This window comes from Sphingomonas sp. P4_D12, assembly GCF_056401895.1.
Genome location: NZ_JBFUIL010000010.1, coordinates 59,820 through 76,050 on the forward strand (window position 1 = coordinate 59,820; position 16,231 = coordinate 76,050).

A 16,231-nucleotide genomic window follows, 5' to 3' on the forward strand; every position below is an offset into this window, starting at 1 on the left:
TCGTGACTGGGCGGACCGACAGCGCCAGCCGGATCATCCGAGCGACGCCCGAGGCGATTTACGACGCCTTCATCGATCCCGAAGCGCAGACGCGTTGGTTACCGCCTGAGGGCATGACGGGGAAATTCGATCGGTTCGAGCCATGGCCTGGCGGGCATTATCGCCTGACGCTGACCTTTACCGGCGAGCACGCCACCGCCGGCAAGAGTTCGGCCGATGCCGATACTGTGGACGGGCGGCTGGTCGAACTGATCCCCGGCGAACGCATCGTCCAGACCGCTGATTTCGAGTCGGACGACCCCGCTTACGCCGGCACGATAACGATGACCTGGTTGCTTCGCGCCGTCCCAGAAGGAACGGTGGTCATGATTACCGCGTCCGATGTACCGCCCGGCATCTCGGCCGAGGATCATGCTCGGGGGCTCGCCTCAACCCTCTCCAACCTCGCAGACTTCCTTGAATAGAGGCAAGCGCGCGCATCTGACGAAGGCGGATTTTCGAACATCGGGTCCGCAATCACGTCTCGACTTCGCCGTACCGCCGCGTCTAGGGAGGGCGCCGCGAAGGAATAGTTGATGACCGATATCCCCAACATCCAGCCCGACAGCCGCCAGACGACATTGCTCGACGCGCCCGACCAGATCAGGAAGGTCCGTGACCTGTTCGGCATCGACAGCGACATGGAAGTGCCCGCGTTCAGCGAGGCCGACGAGCGCGTGCCGGATCTCGACCCCGCTTATGTGTTCGATCCCGACACCACGCTGGCGATCCTGGCGGGCTTCGCGCACAATCGCCGCGTGATGGTCCAGGGCTATCACGGCACCGGTAAGTCGACGCATATCGAACAGGTCGCGGCGCGCCTCAACTGGCCGTGCATCCGCATCAACCTCGACGCGCATATCAGCCGTATCGACCTGATTGGCCGCGACGCGATCGTGCTCAAGGACGGCCAGCAGGTCACCGAATTCCGCGAAGGCCTGCTGCCCTGGGCGCTGCAGACGCCGACCGCTTTGGTGTTCGACGAATATGATGCCGGCCGCCCCGACGTGATGTTCGTGATCCAGCGCGTGCTCGAGACCGAGGGCAAGCTGACTCTGCTCGACCAGAACCGCGTGATCCGCCCCAACCCCTATTTCCGGTTGTTCGCGACCGCGAACACGGTCGGCCTGGGCGACACCAGCGGCCTTTATCACGGCACGCAACAGATCAACCAGGGTCAGATGGACCGTTGGAACATCGTCGTGACGCTCAACTATCTGCCCGCCGCGGTCGAGGCGCAGATCGTGCTCGCCAAGTCGGGCGAATATGACAAGCCCGACGGCAAGCAGGTCGTCGACAACATGGTCCGCGTCGCAGATCTGACTCGCAAGGGCTTCATCAACGGCGACATCTCGACCGTGATGAGCCCGCGTACCGTGATCACCTGGGCGCAGAACGCGCTGATCTTCGGCGATGTCGGCTTCGCGTTCCGCTTGTCGTTCCTCAACAAGTGCGACGAAGCGGAGCGGGCGCTGGTGGCGGAATATTATCAGCGCGTGTTCGGGAAAGATTTGCCCGAGAGCGTAGTGGCGAAGGCGTAACAGCGAGCGCGTGGCGCAGGATACACCCCTCGATCGCTTCAAGGCCGTGCTCGGCGGCGCGTCGCGCGCGCTTGCCGACGAGGCCGAGGTCGAACTTGCGTTCACCGCCGACGCGCCGGCGCAGTCGGGCAAGCATATCAAGGTGCCGATGCCGGCGCGGACGCTCCCGGCCGACCAGGTCGCTGAGGCGCGCGGCTTTGCCGATTCATTCGCGCTGCGGCTGAAACTCCACAACCCGTCGCTCCACCTCAAGAATGCGCCGCACGATGCCGTCGCGCGCGCGGTGTTCGATGCGGCGGAGACGGCGCGGGTCGAGGCGTTGGGGTCGCGCGGCTATGCCGGGATTTCGGACAATCTGAACCATGCGCTCGACATGCGCTTGCGCTCGGACCCGATCACGCGGGCGCGCAGCCGTGACGAAGTTCCGCTATCGACCGCGATCCAGTTGCTGGTGCGCGAGCGGCTGACCGGCCAGGCGGCGCCCGACGTGGCGCGGCAAGGGCTCGATTTGGTCCGCGAGTGGATCGAGGAGAAAGCGGGCGGCGATCTCGACGCGCTCCGCCTCGCGCTCGACGATCAGCGTGCGTTCGCCAGCCTGGCGACCAAATTGCTCGAGGATCTCGAACTGGTCGAAGGCGACCAGATCCCCGAGGACAGCGATGACGGCGGCTCGGACGACGAAGGGACTGACGAGGAGCAGGATCAGGGCGAGGAAGGCGACGACCAGGGCGAGCAGGGCCAGGGCGAAGTCGAAGCGCGTGGCGAGCAGTCCGAGGCCGACAGCGACGATGGCGAGGGCTCGGAGGCCGGCGACGAATCCTTCGAGGATGCCGATGGCGAGGCCGGCGACGAAGGCGAGGAGGGGATGCTCCCCGTCCGCCCCAATCGCCCGTTCGCCGATCCCTCGTCGCAATTCGATTACAAAGCGTGGACCACCCAGTTCGATGAGGTGATCGCCGCGACCGAGCTGTGCGACGCCGAGGAGCTGACGCGGCTGCGCTCGTATCTCGACCAGCAATTGGTCCATCTGCAGGGTGCGGTGACCAAGCTCGCCAACCGGCTGCAGCGCCGGCTGATGGCGCAGCAGAACCGGTCGTGGGATTTCGACCAGGAAGAAGGGCTGCTCGACGCTGCGCGGCTGGCGCGCGTGGTGATCAACCCGATGCAGTCGCTCAGCTACAAGATCGAGCGCGACACCGAATTCAAGGACACCGTCGTCACCTTGTTGATCGACAATTCGGGGTCGATGCGCGGGCGGCCGATCTCGATCGCCGCGATCAGCGCCGACATCCTGGCACGCACGCTCGAACGCTGCGGGGTCAAGACCGAGATATTGGGCTTCACCACACGCGCGTGGAAAGGCGGGCAGGCGCGCGAGAGCTGGCTAGCCGCGGGGCGCCCGCCGCAGCCCGGCCGCCTCAACGACGTCCGCCACATCGTCTACAAACAGGCCGACGAGCCGTGGCGCCGCGCCAAGCCCAGCCTGGGGCTGATGATGCGCGAAGGGCTGCTCAAGGAGAATATCGACGGCGAGGCGCTGCTCTGGGCGCATGCGCGGCTGATCGGGCGGTCAGAAGAGCGCAAGATCATGATGGTGATCTCCGACGGCGCGCCGGTCGACGACTCCACCTTGTCGGTGAACAGCGGATCGTATCTCGAACGCCATTTGCGTCAGGTGATCCACTGGATCGAGAACCGCTCGCCGGTTGAACTGGTCGCGATCGGCATTGGCCACGACGTGACGCGCTATTACGAGCGCGCGGTGACGATCATGGACGCCGAGCAATTGGGCGGCGCGATCATCGAGCAACTCGCGGCATTGTTCGACAAGCCTTGAGTGAGAGCAGCCTGAATCAACAGCCGTCACCCCGGCCTTGTGCCGGGGTCCACTCCTCCACAACCGAGCTGAGGCGTTGTTGCGCGGTGGATGCCGGGACAAGCCCGGCATGACGACGAGGGAAATATCTCCTCCTCCGGGCGGTTTCGCCGGCCCCGTCAAACGCTCGATCACCATCGCCGGGCACGAAACCTCGATCACGCTCGAACCCATATTCTGGCGAGCGCTCGAACACGCGGCGCAGATCCGCGGCTTGCCGCTCTCTGCGCTGGTCGCAGAGATCGACGCGCTGCGCATCCTCGCCGACGATCCGCCCAATCTCGCCAGCGCGCTGCGGACCTGGGCGTTTAGCGAGGCGAATGACCAGAGTAGTTGAGAATATTTCTCAATAGCGTTGACACTGCGAACGACTCTCAATAGCGGATCTCCCAACAAGGGAGATAAGAGTGAATCGCAACAATGCCGCGCGTCGCGTCGCGCAGCCTGCTTTCCTGGCTCTGTCCTGCGTCGGCGCTTTCGCCACGCATCCGGCGCTGGCCGCCGATGGCCCCGATCCGACGCCCGCCAATGACGACGGCGACGATCAGGATCGTCGCCACGACATCATCATCAATGGTCAGCTGATCAAAGCCGAGGCGGAGCCGAGCGGGCCCAAGGATGTGGCGCGCGTCGTCGACACGCCCAAATCGATCGTCGTCATCCCCAGCAAGGTGATCGAGGAAACCGGATCGGCCTCGCTCCAGGACGCGTTGCGCACCGTACCGGGCATCACCTTCGGCGCGGCCGAGGGTGGCAATCCGATCGGCGACCGTCCGTTCATTCGCGGCTTCGACAGCCAGGGGTCGATCTATGTCGATGGCGTCCGCGATTTGTCGTCGCAGACGCGCGAGACCTTCGCGATCGATTCGGTGCAGATCGTCCGCGGTTCGGACTCGACCCTGGGCGGGCGCGGCTCGGCCGGCGGAACGATCAACATCATCTCCAAATTGCCCAAGGCCGGCACGTTCGGCAGTGTCACCGCGAGCTATGGCGAGGCCGATTACAAGCGCGTCACCGCCGATCTCAACATCGCGATCACGCCGACCGTGGCGTTCCGCGTGCAGGGCCTGTGGCACGATCAAGACTTTTCCGGCCGCGACGCGATCTGGGCCAGGCGCTGGGGTTTCGCGCCATCGCTGACGATCGGTCTCGGCACGGCCACGCGATTAACCGCGAGTTACTATCGGCTGGAAAGCCACGAACTGCCTGATAGCGGTATTCCGTATCTTTACACGATCGCCAACGCGCCGGGCACGGGCAACATCTATACCCAACCGGCGCTCGGCCGGATCACCACCGCTGGCGGCCAGACCGGCTATGTCGATCGCAGCAATTTCTACGGACTGGTCGACCGCGATTTCCGCGACGCGACCACCGATCAGGCGACGATCCGCTTCGAACACGATCTGTCGCCGACGCTCACCATCCGCAACACCGCGCGCTGGTCGCATTCGACGCAGGCCTATATCTTCCTGCTGCCCGACGACAGCACCGGCAACGTCTACGGCACCGCGTCAACCAATCCGACGACCGGAGCGGCGGGAACGCGCGGCGACCTCGTTAGCGGCGGTTATGTCTGGCGTCGCGCCAATACGCGGTACAGTTATTCGGACGCGCTGACCGATCAGATCGATCTCTACGGCACGTTCGATACCGGCGGGATCAAGCACAGCATCGCGGTCGGCGCGGAATTCTCCTGGGAAAAGGCACGCCGCGGCACGTTCGTGACGCGCGGCTTTCTCAATTCCTCCGGCGTCGAAACATTGTCGACCGGCTCGACCATCAGCCCGCGCTGCAACACGGCGACGGTGTCGCGTTATTATTGCACCAGCCTGTTCAACCCGAATCCCTATGATCACTGGGTCAATTACGCGAGCGACGCCTCGGCCGCGCCGTCGCCGATCGTGAAATCCCTGCCGCTCGAAGAGACGCAGAACGACGCCAACACCGTCAGCATCTACGGTTTCGACTCGATCACCTTGACGCCGCAACTGATCCTCAACCTCGGCGCACGGTTCGACCGCTTCAAGTCCGTGACCACGCCTGGTCAGACTTATGCGGCGACCCAATCGTTCAGGCTCGGCCGGACCGACGAATTGTTCAACTGGCAGGCGGGCCTGGTGTTCAAACCGACCCCCGAGACCAGCCTCTATGCAAGCTACGCGACCGCCGCGACGCCGCCCAACACTTTGCTGGGGGAGGGTCGCGAGGACAATGCGCTGCCGACCACCGTCACTAATCAGAATCTGGCGATCCTCGACGCGCTGAAGGTGCAGAAGACCAAGTCGTACGAAGTCGGCGCCAAGGCGAGCCTGTTCAAGGAGCGGCTAGGGTTGGGTCTCGCGATTTTCCAGACCGATATCGACAATGCGCGCGTGACGGGTAACGATGGCCTGCCGTCCTTCCTGGGCAAGACGCGCATTCGCGGGCTGGAGCTCACCGTCAACGGCACGATCCTGCCCGGCTGGACGGTGTTCGGCGGCTATACCTATCTCGATCCCAAGATCACCGATGGCGGCTTCACCGCGCTGACCGTACCGGCCAACGGCGCTGCCAAGGCGACGACGGTGCAGGTGGTGTCGGTCAACACCGGCAAGCAGGTGCCGCAAACCGCGAAGAACTCGTTCACCGCCTGGACCACCGTCGACGTGACCAAGCGCTTCTCGGTCAGTGGCGGGGCGCTCTATATGGACAAGCAGTTCGGCGGCTATGCCGATAACCGTGCGGCGACGCAGACCGACGGCGGTGTCGTGACGGTCACGCCTGCGACCAAGGTGCTCTATCGCATGATCCCGTCTTATTGGCGGTTCGATGCGCGCGCCTCGTACAAGCTGACCAAGAACATTCAGCTCAGCGTCAACGCGCAGAACCTGACCGACAAGGTCTATTTCAACCAGGTCTATACCAGCCATTACGCGTCGATCGCCACCGGGCGGACGGTGTTCGGGTCGGTGGAGTTCAAGTTCTGACGACGGTACCCCCCTCCACCGTCGTCAGTGCCGCGCGCTTGCCCGATGACCCGGGCGAGCGCGCGGCGTTTCTTCGCCGGCTCGCCGAGAGCGGAGAGGCCGAGGCGCAGGCACTTTACGGCCAAGTGCTGCTCGACGGAAACGGCGTGGCCAAGGACGAAGCCGCCGGCTTCGCCTGGTTCAATCGCGCCGCGGCGCAGGGCCATTTGATGGCGCTCAACATGGTCGGGCGCTGTTACGATCTCGGCTGGGGCGTCGCGGTCGACAAGGCGCGTGCGGCGGATTGTTATCGCATCGCCGCTGAGCGCGGACTCGACTGGGCGATGTACAATTATGCAACCTTGCTCGCGCTCGGGCACGGTGTCGCCGAGGACAAGGCGGCGGCGTTCGCCTGGTTCGAGAAGGCGGCCAAGCTGGGTAATGCCAAAGCGATCAACTTCGTCGGCAGCTTCCATGAAGATGGCTGGGTAGTCGCCCGCAACCTGACCAAGGCGGCGCGGCTCTACGAACGCGCGGCCGAGGGCGGCGATTTCCGCGGCATGTTCAACCACGCGCGCATGCTCGGCGCCAAGGGACGCGGGGAGGAAGCGCTTCGCTGGATCGAACGGGCAGGGGAGCGGGCAACGCCGGCTTTTGTCGCCAAAGCAGCGGCGTTTCTCGACGCCTCGCCGGTGCCCGCCTTTCGCGCGCGCGGCCGCGCCGCCATCGAGCGCGGAGCCGCGCGATGCTGATCGCGATCCCCGATGTGCTCGACGCGACGGGCGTCGCCAGGTTGCGCGCGATGATCGACGCGGCCGAATGGATCGATGGCAATGCGACCTCCGGCCATCAATCGGCGCTCGCCAAACAGAATGCGCAACTGCCCGAGGAGTCGGCAGCGGCGCGCGAGGCGGGGACGGTGGCGCTGGATGCCTTGTCGGGCACGGCATTGTTCGTCGCCGCCGCTTTGCCGCTCAAAGTCTATCCGCCCCTGTTCAATCGCTATGCCGGCGGCGACACGTTCGGCGCGCATGTCGACAGCGCGATCCGTATCCGCCGCGGCAGCGACTTTCGCGTGCGCAGTGATTTGTCGGCGACGCTCTTCCTGTCCGACCCCGACAGCTATGACGGCGGCGAATTGGTGATCGAGGACCAGTTCGGCGAGCAGCGCGTCAAGCTGCCCGCCGGGCACATGGTGCTCTATCCGGCGTCGAGCGTGCATCGCGTCGAACCGGTCACCCGCGGCGAGCGTATCGCCTCCTTCTTCTGGATCCAGTCGATGGTTCGCGACGATGGCGCGCGCCGCATCCTGTTCGAGCTCGACCAGGCGGTGCAGGACGTCGCGGCGCGGCTCGGCCAGGACGACCCGGCGGTGGTTCGGCTGACCGGAACCTATCACAACCTGCTGCGGCGCTGGGCCGAGGCATAAGGATGACGATGACCAAGATCGGGCTGCGCAATTTCTGGTTCCAGGTGCACAAGTGGATCGGGCTGATTCTGGCGATCCTGATCATCCCCTTGTGCGTGACCGGCGCTGCGCTGGTATGGGACGAAGCGCTCGACCATGGCCTTAACCCGCAGCGTTATACGGTAAGCGGCGCGCAGACGCTCGATTCCCAGCTCTATGTCGCGGCGGCGAAATCGGTGCTCAAGCCCGACGACCGTATCCAGTCGATCACCTTGCCCCAGCGCGATGGCCCGGTGATCGTCGCGGCCATACCGGGTGGCGCCCGATCGCAAGCGGGACCACCGACGCGCACCAACGTCTGGCTCGATCCGCCCACCGCGCGGGTGCTCGATCACGCGAACAGCAATTCCGGCCTGATCCGCGCGATGCACATGATCCATGGCAGTTTGATGGTCCCGGTCTGGGGGCGCTCGATCGTCGGCTGGCTGGGCGTCGCGATGCTGTTCTCGTGCTTTACCGGCATCTGGCTGTGGTGGCCGACCGTCGGCAAATGGGTGCGCGGGCTCAGGTGGCGGCGGCATCGCCATCTCGATACCAATCTGCATCATCTGTTCGGCTTCTGGATCGCCTTGCCGTTATTCGCACTGTCGCTGACCGGCGCGTGGATCAGCTTTCCGCAATTCTTCGGCGCGATGTCGGGCGCGCAGCCGCAAAAGGGCCCCGACCGCGCCGCGATGGCGCGCGCCAAGCCTTTGGAGGCGCCGAAGACCAGCCTCGATACCGCGATCGCCAGCGCCCGGGCGGCATTGCCCGGCGACGTTGCGATGATCGCCTGGCCGACCGACCTCAAGCCCGAATGGACCGTGACGATCGGCGAAGGGGCCGGGCGTCAGGTCAAGGTCGACGATGCGACCGGAACGGCGAAGGCCTCGCCGCCGCCCAGGGAAGACACTGCCCGCCTGATGCGCCGCATCCATGACGGCACGCGGATGGGTTTGCTGTGGCAGGTGGTGATTTTCCTCGGCGGGTTGCTGCCGGCCGTACTGGCAGTCACCGGGGTGATCATGTGGTGGCGCGCGCGGGGATGGAAGGGTGAGTTGAAGGCGCGGCAGAGGGCGAAGATTGAGGTTAAAGTTTGAACCTGCAGTCGTAGACGGCAGCTGCGCTCAAGCCCTCTCCCGCACGCGGGTGCACCGGGTCGGTCATGCCCCCGGCATGACCTGAACAGCGCGGGGCGCTGTTCACCCGGTGCAGGTTGGGTGAGGGTCTTCTTTCTTCTTCGAGGCGCGGGTGCCGGGACAGAAGAAGTAAGAAGACCCTCACCCTCCCACCGCCTTCGGCGGCGGGCCCCTCCCTCTCCCGCACGCGGGAGAGGGTTAGCGATTACCGCCCCAGCAACACTCGCGCTTGCCCCGCGATCTGCGCCAGCATCGCGGCATTCGGCGTCGCTGCCGTCCGGGCGCGGTCGACCACGCCCTTGAATTGCGCGACGCGGCCAGCATTGGCGCCCAGCCACATCTCGACCGCGGCCTCGGGATCCTTGCCGGCATGCCGTTCGAGGAATTCGAGGCGGAGCTGTTGGAAGTCGCGCGCGAGCCCGGCGATCAGCAGGCGTTCCCACGGGTCGCTCGACAGGATGCGCGCCGCGGTCGCCTGTGCCCAGTCCAGCCCGAGCGCCTGGCCGAGATGGGTGAAGGCGCGGGTCAGGACGGTCTCGTCCATGCCGAGCTCGGCGCCAAGATCGGCAAGGCCGACCGCGCCGTCGAGCTCGAACAGCCGCACGACCTTCTTCGCCAGCGCCGCCGGTGCGCCAGCCGCTTCCAGGCTGGTCGAGATGCGGACCGATTGCGCGCTCGCTTCCTCGAGCAGCAATTCCTTGGTCTTGCGGTCGAGCGCGGCGACGCCCTTGGCCAGCCGCGCGATCACGACCGACGGCGTGGCGCCGGGCGCGGTCACCCGCAACAGATCGGCGATCTGGCTACGCACCGCGACCGCCACTTCGTCGAACAGCGCCAGGCGGCCCGTTTCGGGCATCGGCGCACGCTCGATCTCCGCCCATAATTTGTCGAGATCGTAGAGCCGCTCGACCACGACGAACATCGCCGCGATGTCAGCCATCGCAGCACCTTCTTCCTCCGCCAGCTCGAACGGGTGGAGTACGCCCAAGCGGTTGACGACGCGATTGGCGAGCTTGGTCGCGATGATCTCGCCGCGCAGGCGGTGGTGGTCGATCGCCTCGCCGAATTTCTTGCGCATCGCCGGCGGGAAAGCGGCGTGGAGATCGGTGAGCAATTGGTCATCGCCGCCTAGGTTGGAATGCTCGATCGCGTCCTGCAGCGCGAGCTTGGCGGTGGCGAGCAGCACCGCGAGTTCGGGACGGGTCAGGCCGCGGCCTTCGGGCGCGCGACGGAGCAAGGTGCCGTTATCGGCCAGGCCCTCGACCACGCGGTCGAGCCGACCAGCGCTTTCGAAAATCTCGATCAGGCGGACGAAGCTCGGCAAGGCTTGGGCGCCGTCTTGCTCCATGATCGACAGCGCCAGCGTCTGCAGGCGGTTGTCCTCGAGCACCAGGTGCGCGACGTCGTCGGTCATCTGGACGAGCAATTTGTTGCGCGCCTCGAATTGCAGCCGGCCTTCGATCATCTCGCGGTTGAGCGCGATCTTGATATTGACCTCGTTATCCGAGCAATCGACGCCGGCCGAATTGTCGATGAAGTCGGTATTGATCCGGCCGCCCTTCGACGCGAAGGCGATGCGTCCCGCCTGGGTCACGCCCAGATTGGCGCCTTCGCCGATCGCGGTCGCGCGCAGATCCTCGGCATTGACGCGCAGGCGGTCATTGGCCGGGTCGCCGACTTCGATATGGTTCTCGCTCGCGGCCTTCACATAGGTGCCGATGCCGCCGAACCAGATCAGGTCGGCCGGCGATTTGAGGATCGCCGAGATCAACGCGGCGGGCTCGAGCTCGTCGGCCTGAATGTCGAGCGCGGCCTTGACCTGTTTCGACAGCGGGATCGTCTTGGCGCTGCGCGGGAACACGCCGCCGCCTTTCGAGATCAGCTTGGGATTGTAATCCGCCCAGCTCGACCGCGGCAGGTTGAACATGCGCTCGCGCTCCGCCCAGCTCGCGGCCGGATCGGGATCGGGGTCGAGGAAGATGTGGCGGTGGTCGAACGCCGCGACCAGCTTGATCGCCTGGCTCAACAACATGCCATTGCCGAACACGTCGCCCGACATGTCGCCGCAGCCGACGACGCGGATCGATTGCGTCTGAACGTCGACCCCGCGCTCGGCGAAATGGCGCTGGACCGAGATCCAGGCGCCCTTGGCAGTGATCGCCATCGCCTTGTGGTCATAGCCGTAGCTGCCGCCCGAGGCGAAAGCGTCGCCCAGCCAGAAGCCGCGCTCGATCGCGATCGCATTGGCGACGTCGGAGAAGGTCGCGGTGCCCTTGTCGGCGGCGACGACGAAATAGGGATCGTCGCCGTCCAGGATCGTCACGCCCCTGGGATGGACGACCTTGCCCTCGACGATATTGTCGGTGACGGACAGCAAAGTGCGGATGAAGATGCGGTAGCTCTCGGTCCCTTCGGCGAACCAGGCATCGCGATCGACCGCGGGGCTGGGGAGCTGCTTGGGATAGAAGCCGCCCTTCGCGCCGGTCGGCACGATCACCGCGTTCTTGACGCGCTGCGCCTTCATCAGGCCGAGAATCTCGGTGCGGAAGTCGTCGCGCCGGTCGGACCAGCGCAGCCCGCCGCGCGCGACCGGGCCGGCGCGCAGATGGATGCCCTCGACCCGCGGGCTGTACACCCAGATCTCGCGCCAAGGCAGCGGCGCGGGCAGGCCCGGCACCTTGTGGCTGTCGAGCTTGAACGCCAGCGCTTCGTCCGCCGCGGGGGTGAAAGCGTTGGTGCGCAACGTCGCGGCGATCACGCCATGGATCGCGCGCAGGATGCGGTCGTCGTCGATCGCTGAGACATTGTTGAGCCCGGCCTTGATCGCCTCATCGGCGGCGATCACCCCGGCTTCGCTTTTGCCGCCCGGCCCGTGCGCGGCGTCGAACCGGTCGATCAGCGCGGCGGTGACCACCGGCGCCCGGCGCAGCGCGTCGACCACCGTGGTCAGGCCATAGTTCAGTCCGCCCTGGCGCAGATAGCGGAACCAGGCGCGGAACAGCACCGCCGAGCTTGGCGCCATATTGAGGTCGACGATCAGGCGGTTGAACGCATCGTTCTCCGCATTGCCTTCCAGCACCGCGGCGACCGCATTTTCCAGCACGCTGGTATTGCCGTCGAACACCGCGCCGACGCCGCCCGCCGCCTCGATCAGGAATTCGTGGATGTAGCCCTGACCCTCGTCGGTCAGCGCGGTCGGCACTTCCTCGATCACGCGGAAGCCGAAATTCTCCAGCACCGGCACCGCATCCGACAGCGCGATCGAGCCGCCGAGGCGATAGAGTTTCAGCCGCGCTTCGCCGCGCGCGTCGCGATAGAGGCGGACCGCGCGCTGCTCCGGCGTTTCGAGCGTCGACAGGCTGAGGATGTCGCGCGCCGCTTCGTCGGCGCTGTTGACCGTGCGATAGCCTTGCGGGAAGCAATTCGCCCAGCGCAGCGCCAATCGCGTCGACCGCGCCACATCGGTTTCGGCCAGCGCCGCTTCGACCGCCGGCGCCCAGCCGCGCATCATCCGCGCCAGGCGGGTATCGAGCGCGGCGACGTCGGGCATCCGGCTCTCGCCGCGCAGATCGACCGTATAGCGGATCAGCGCGACCAGATCGTCCATCGCGATCGCCCAGTTGAGCACGGCGCCGCCGGCCGCCTCGGCCAGCATGTCGCCGATCGCGATGCGGCGCGCGGTGGTGAATTCGTCGCGCGGCAGCCACACGAAACAGAATAGATGCCGGCCCAGGATCGACCGCGCCAACACCAATTTGGGCCGCGGCCGGTCGGCCAGGCTCATCGCGGTCAGCGCGACGTCCTCCAGCGCCTCGGGCGTGAAGGCGATCAGCAGATCGTGGGGCAGGGTGGTCAGTGCGTGTTCGAGCGCCTTGCCGGCATGGCCCTTGGGATCGAACCCGAATTTCTTCTGCAAATCGCCCAGCCGCGTGCGCAGCCCGGGCACGTCGTCGGGCGGTGAGTTGAGCGCGGAAGAGGTCCACAGGCCGGCATGGATCGACAGGCCGGAAACCTTCTTGCCATCGCGGATCGGCACCACGATCAGGTCGAGCGGGATGTGGCGATGCACGCTGGAGATGAAGTTCGACTTGAGCAGCAACGGCGCTTCATTGCCCTTTTCGAACCATTCGATCGCCAGCGCGCGCGAGGCTTCGGCCAGGATCGGGGTCTCGTGCTTGTTGCGGCAGATGCCGAGCGGATCGCGCGCGCCGCCTTCGCGGCCGAACTTGCCGTGACCGAGCAGCGTGAAATGGCGGTCGAGGAACCAGCGGAGCAATTCCGCGCCCGTGCCGGTCAGCGTCGCGGCATCGGTCGCCATCGCCTCCTGCAACGGCACCCAGTCGTACACCGCGGCGCGCACGTCCTTCAGATTGTCTTCGAGCGCGGTGACCAGCGCCCGGCGCTCGCGCGCATCGGCCCGCTCCATCTCGATATAGATCATCGATTCGGGATTGCCGTCGCCGACGCCCATCAGCCCGCCCGAGGGGTCGCGCGTGACCGGGATGACCGGGTGGATGATGCGATCCACCGCAATGCCCTGCGCCGCGATGGTCGCCGCGACCGAATCGACCAGGAACGGCATGTCGTCATTAACGATCGCCACGCGCATGCGGCGGCGCGGATCGTTGGCCGCGATCGGCTCGATCGCCATGGTCGGCCCGCCCGGCGGGCGGTTGTACGCGGCGGTGGCGACGAAGTTCGCGGCTTCCGCGCGCTCCGCCTTTCCAAACCCCTGCAGCTCTCCCGGCAAGGCGCCCTTGGTCAGCCGGTCCGCAAGCGCGTCCGACAGCGATTTCAGCGTGGTCTTGGCCATCGCCGTCCTATGCCCCCGCGGACCGGCGGGCTCAAGGATAGTTTCGGGTGTAACTTGGTTTGTGGGGGTAATAAGACGGGCGGGTGCGGCCTATTCCAACCGTCATCCCGGCCTTGTGCCGGGATCCACCGGGAGGCTGGCTGAGAAGCAAGAGGCTCAGGGTTCCGCGCTTGCGGCACCGTGGATCCCGGCACAAGGCCGGGATGACGCAGGAGTGTAAGACAGCGCGGGAGATGCGCCGAGCTTTGGAACTACTTCGCCGCCTTCAACGTCCGAGCCGCGAGCGACCGGTCATTCGCCACCGAAGCAACGATATCCACCGTCCCTTCACCCGTCGCCCGCCCCAGCAGCACGACCAGCTCCCCAGGCTCCAGCCCGGTAGCAAACTCGACACTCGCCAGCACCAGCCGCTCGGCAATATCCGCAAGCGGATCGCGCCCCTCTTCCTTCGCAGGATTACGCGCCGCCCGCTCAGCCGCGACCACTGCCTTGATCCCGCCGTTGACGGTTTCCAGCAACGGCGTCAGCTGCCCCACGGGGATGGCGTGGCGGCGGGCATGGGCCAGCACCGCGGCGAATTCGGTCAGCCGCGCTTTGTCGTAATCGGCGCCGAACACCAATTTCGCCACCGCGGTCATCGGCGCGCGCTCCTGCACGGTCACCCCGGCATCGGCGAGCAACCGGTCGTAAGTGTCGCTATCCTGTTCGGCGGCGAGCCCGAAATCGTGCGCGCGGCCCAGCGCGCGATAGAGCGCGGCGCGGCTGCGCGTATCGGCATTGGTCGCCGCCTGCGCGGTTTGCCGCGCCTGTTCCAGCTTGCCGGCCAGATCGTCTGGCTCGGCGACCGGCGACACGTCGGCGGCGGGACCATCGGCCCAGACCGGGGCGGCCGCCTGAGGCTTGGGCGCGGCGCGCAGCGCGGTATCGACCTCGGCGTCGAGCTTCTTTTGCGTCTCGGCGTCGACCAGTTCCTTCCAGTTGATCACGCCATAGATGAAATCGATCGTGTCGTCGTTCGAGGAGAAGGGCATCAGGATGCCGCGATACATGGTGTTATAGCCGCGCGTGCCGACGAACTCGGCCTCGAACCCGATCGGGGCGCGGTTGGCGATGATCTGAAGATAATGGTCGGTCAGCCGCGACAGCAGCGACCGGCTGGGCACTTGCGAGATATGGGTGATCGACTGATCGAGCGCGGTCTCGTCGCGCAGCGCGCGGCCGAGATAGGCGATCGCCGGATCCTCGATCCCGGCGGTGAAATCGAGCAGCACCGAATGCGGGCCGAAATCGGCGATATTGGCGGGGTCGAGATCCTCGATCGACGGATAAGCGCGCCCACGCAGCAACGACACCCAATGGTTGTACGCGCGCACGTGCATGCGCCGCTCATCGTTGCCGATCGCCGCCGCCACCGTGTCGTCGATCCCATCATCCGCGACGACGCGATCGGCATCCGACCGGTCCTCTTCGTAGCCGCGCTGCGAATCCATAAGCGTCCCCTGAGCGCACATCGCCCTGCACAGAGCGTGTTTTGCGCCGGGCGTGGTAAACGAAGCGTAAAGGGTGTTGGGGTGGGGTGATTTTGGGGTGGTAGGGCGGATGGAGAGCGCTCGCCCATTGACAATTGATACCAGTATTGATATCAACACTCACTAGGGAGCCACGTCAAGATGGACAACAAGAGAGTCGATTTCCTGGGATCCTCCTACAAGGATCTCCTGGATATGCCGGAGGAGGTCATCGATCAGTTCGGTTACGAACTCGGCCTTGTCCAGAATGACGTAACACCAGAGGGCGCCAAGCACCTTACGAAGACGTTCGAAAACGGCGTGTGGGAATTGAGGGACAGCCACGATGGCGATGCCTATCGGGCGGTCTATTATTTGAAGCATGAGGACGTCGTGTTCGTCCTCCACTGTTTCAAGAAGAAGTCGAAGAAGGGCGGGGAGATCCCGGCGGCTGACAAGGCGACGATCGATGCCAGGTTGGCGGCAGCCAGGATCAAGATTGAGCAGATGAAGAAGGACCGAGGCAAATGACCATCGACATCGGATACACCGTACCCGCCGGTGAGAGCGTTCTTGACCATCTCGGCCGCAGCCCATCCTTTGCCGCCAAGGCCAAGCTCGCGATCATCATCACCAAGACCATCCAGGAGCTTGGGCTCAGCCAGCGGCAGGTCCAGCAGCGCACCGGCATTCCACAGGCCAGAATCTCGGAGATTTGTCGGGGGAAACTGAAGGACATCTCGCGCGAGCGTCTGGAGGATTGTCTGCAACAGCTAGGGCATGACGTGGTCATCACTATCGCCACCGGTCGACACGACGGCGTCGGCGAACTCCGCGTGGAGCAAACTGATCGGGCGTTGGAGACGGCGTGAGCGGAGGGGTGGCAGCCCGAATCCCGCCCAAAGCGGTTCAAATCCAAT

12 protein-coding genes are annotated in these 16,231 nt (G+C 65.5%); 10 read left to right on the plus strand and 2 right to left on the minus strand.

Annotation, left to right across the window (positions count from 1 at the left end; genetic code table 11):
* The first annotated feature begins 2 nt into the window (after nucleotides 1–2).
* The 8 genes from AC1DSD_RS18340 (at nucleotide 3) to AC1DSD_RS18375 (ending at nucleotide 8,951) form a co-directional block, all read left to right on the plus strand.
* Nucleotides 3–464 carry an SRPBCC domain-containing protein gene (locus AC1DSD_RS18340; RefSeq protein ID WP_478032130.1) on the plus strand — a complete coding sequence of 154 codons (462 nt, stop codon included), beginning with the start codon at nucleotides 3–5 and terminating at the stop codon, nucleotides 462–464.
* Between the two features lie 111 nt (nucleotides 465–575).
* Nucleotides 576–1,580: a cobaltochelatase subunit CobS gene (gene cobS, locus AC1DSD_RS18345; RefSeq protein ID WP_478032131.1), complete on the plus strand. Its 1,005-nt coding sequence runs from the start codon at nucleotides 576–578 to the stop codon at nucleotides 1,578–1,580.
* Nucleotides 1,581–1,590: 10 nt separating this feature from the next.
* Nucleotides 1,591–3,417: a cobaltochelatase subunit CobT gene (gene cobT, locus AC1DSD_RS18350; RefSeq protein ID WP_478032133.1), complete on the plus strand. Its 1,827-nt coding sequence runs from the start codon at nucleotides 1,591–1,593 to the stop codon at nucleotides 3,415–3,417.
* A gap of 109 nt (nucleotides 3,418–3,526) precedes the next feature.
* Nucleotides 3,527–3,793, plus strand: coding sequence for a ribbon-helix-helix domain-containing protein (locus tag AC1DSD_RS18355; RefSeq protein ID WP_478032134.1), 267 nt, complete (start codon nucleotides 3,527–3,529; stop codon nucleotides 3,791–3,793).
* A gap of 70 nt (nucleotides 3,794–3,863) precedes the next feature.
* A complete protein-coding gene (locus AC1DSD_RS18360) occupies nucleotides 3,864–6,425 on the plus strand; it encodes a TonB-dependent receptor (RefSeq protein WP_478032135.1) in 2,562 nt (853 codons plus the stop codon).
* Between the two features lie 38 nt (nucleotides 6,426–6,463).
* Complete coding sequence (locus AC1DSD_RS18365; RefSeq protein ID WP_478032136.1) at nucleotides 6,464–7,156, plus strand: tetratricopeptide repeat protein; 693 nt, start codon at nucleotides 6,464–6,466, stop codon at nucleotides 7,154–7,156.
* The gene (locus tag AC1DSD_RS18370; RefSeq protein ID WP_478032137.1) at nucleotides 7,150–7,833 is read left to right on the plus strand and encodes a Fe2+-dependent dioxygenase; all 684 of its coding nucleotides are present in this window, start codon (nucleotides 7,150–7,152) and stop codon (nucleotides 7,831–7,833) included. The genes AC1DSD_RS18365 and AC1DSD_RS18370 overlap by 7 nt, the downstream gene beginning before the upstream one ends.
* Nucleotides 7,834–7,835: 2 nt before the next feature.
* A complete protein-coding gene (locus AC1DSD_RS18375; protein WP_478032138.1) occupies nucleotides 7,836–8,951 on the plus strand; it encodes a PepSY-associated TM helix domain-containing protein in 1,116 nt (371 codons plus the stop codon).
* Between the two features lie 244 nt (nucleotides 8,952–9,195).
* On the opposite strand, the gene AC1DSD_RS18380 is transcribed toward AC1DSD_RS18375, so the two are convergent.
* Together AC1DSD_RS18380 and AC1DSD_RS18385 are read right to left on the minus strand one after the other, a co-directional pair.
* The gene (locus AC1DSD_RS18380; RefSeq protein WP_478032139.1) at nucleotides 9,196–13,803 is read right to left on the minus strand and encodes an NAD-glutamate dehydrogenase; all 4,608 of its coding nucleotides are present in this window, start codon (nucleotides 13,801–13,803) and stop codon (nucleotides 9,196–9,198) included.
* 251 nt (nucleotides 13,804–14,054) lie between these two features.
* Nucleotides 14,055–15,293 (minus strand): PAS domain-containing protein, encoded by a 1,239-nt coding sequence (locus AC1DSD_RS18385; RefSeq protein WP_478032140.1) that lies wholly within the window; start codon nucleotides 15,291–15,293, stop codon nucleotides 14,055–14,057.
* Nucleotides 15,294–15,473: 180 nt separating this feature from the next.
* Between AC1DSD_RS18385 and AC1DSD_RS18390 the strand changes: the two genes are divergently transcribed.
* Both AC1DSD_RS18390 and AC1DSD_RS18395 read left to right on the plus strand, forming a co-directional pair.
* Complete coding sequence (locus AC1DSD_RS18390; RefSeq protein ID WP_478032142.1) at nucleotides 15,474–15,842, plus strand: type II toxin-antitoxin system RelE/ParE family toxin; 369 nt, start codon at nucleotides 15,474–15,476, stop codon at nucleotides 15,840–15,842.
* Nucleotides 15,839–16,183 carry a helix-turn-helix domain-containing protein gene (locus tag AC1DSD_RS18395; RefSeq protein WP_478032143.1) on the plus strand — a complete coding sequence of 115 codons (345 nt, stop codon included), beginning with the start codon at nucleotides 15,839–15,841 and terminating at the stop codon, nucleotides 16,181–16,183. Before AC1DSD_RS18390 ends, AC1DSD_RS18395 begins: the two co-directional genes overlap by 4 nt.
* Nucleotides 16,184–16,231: the final 48 nt, after the last annotated feature.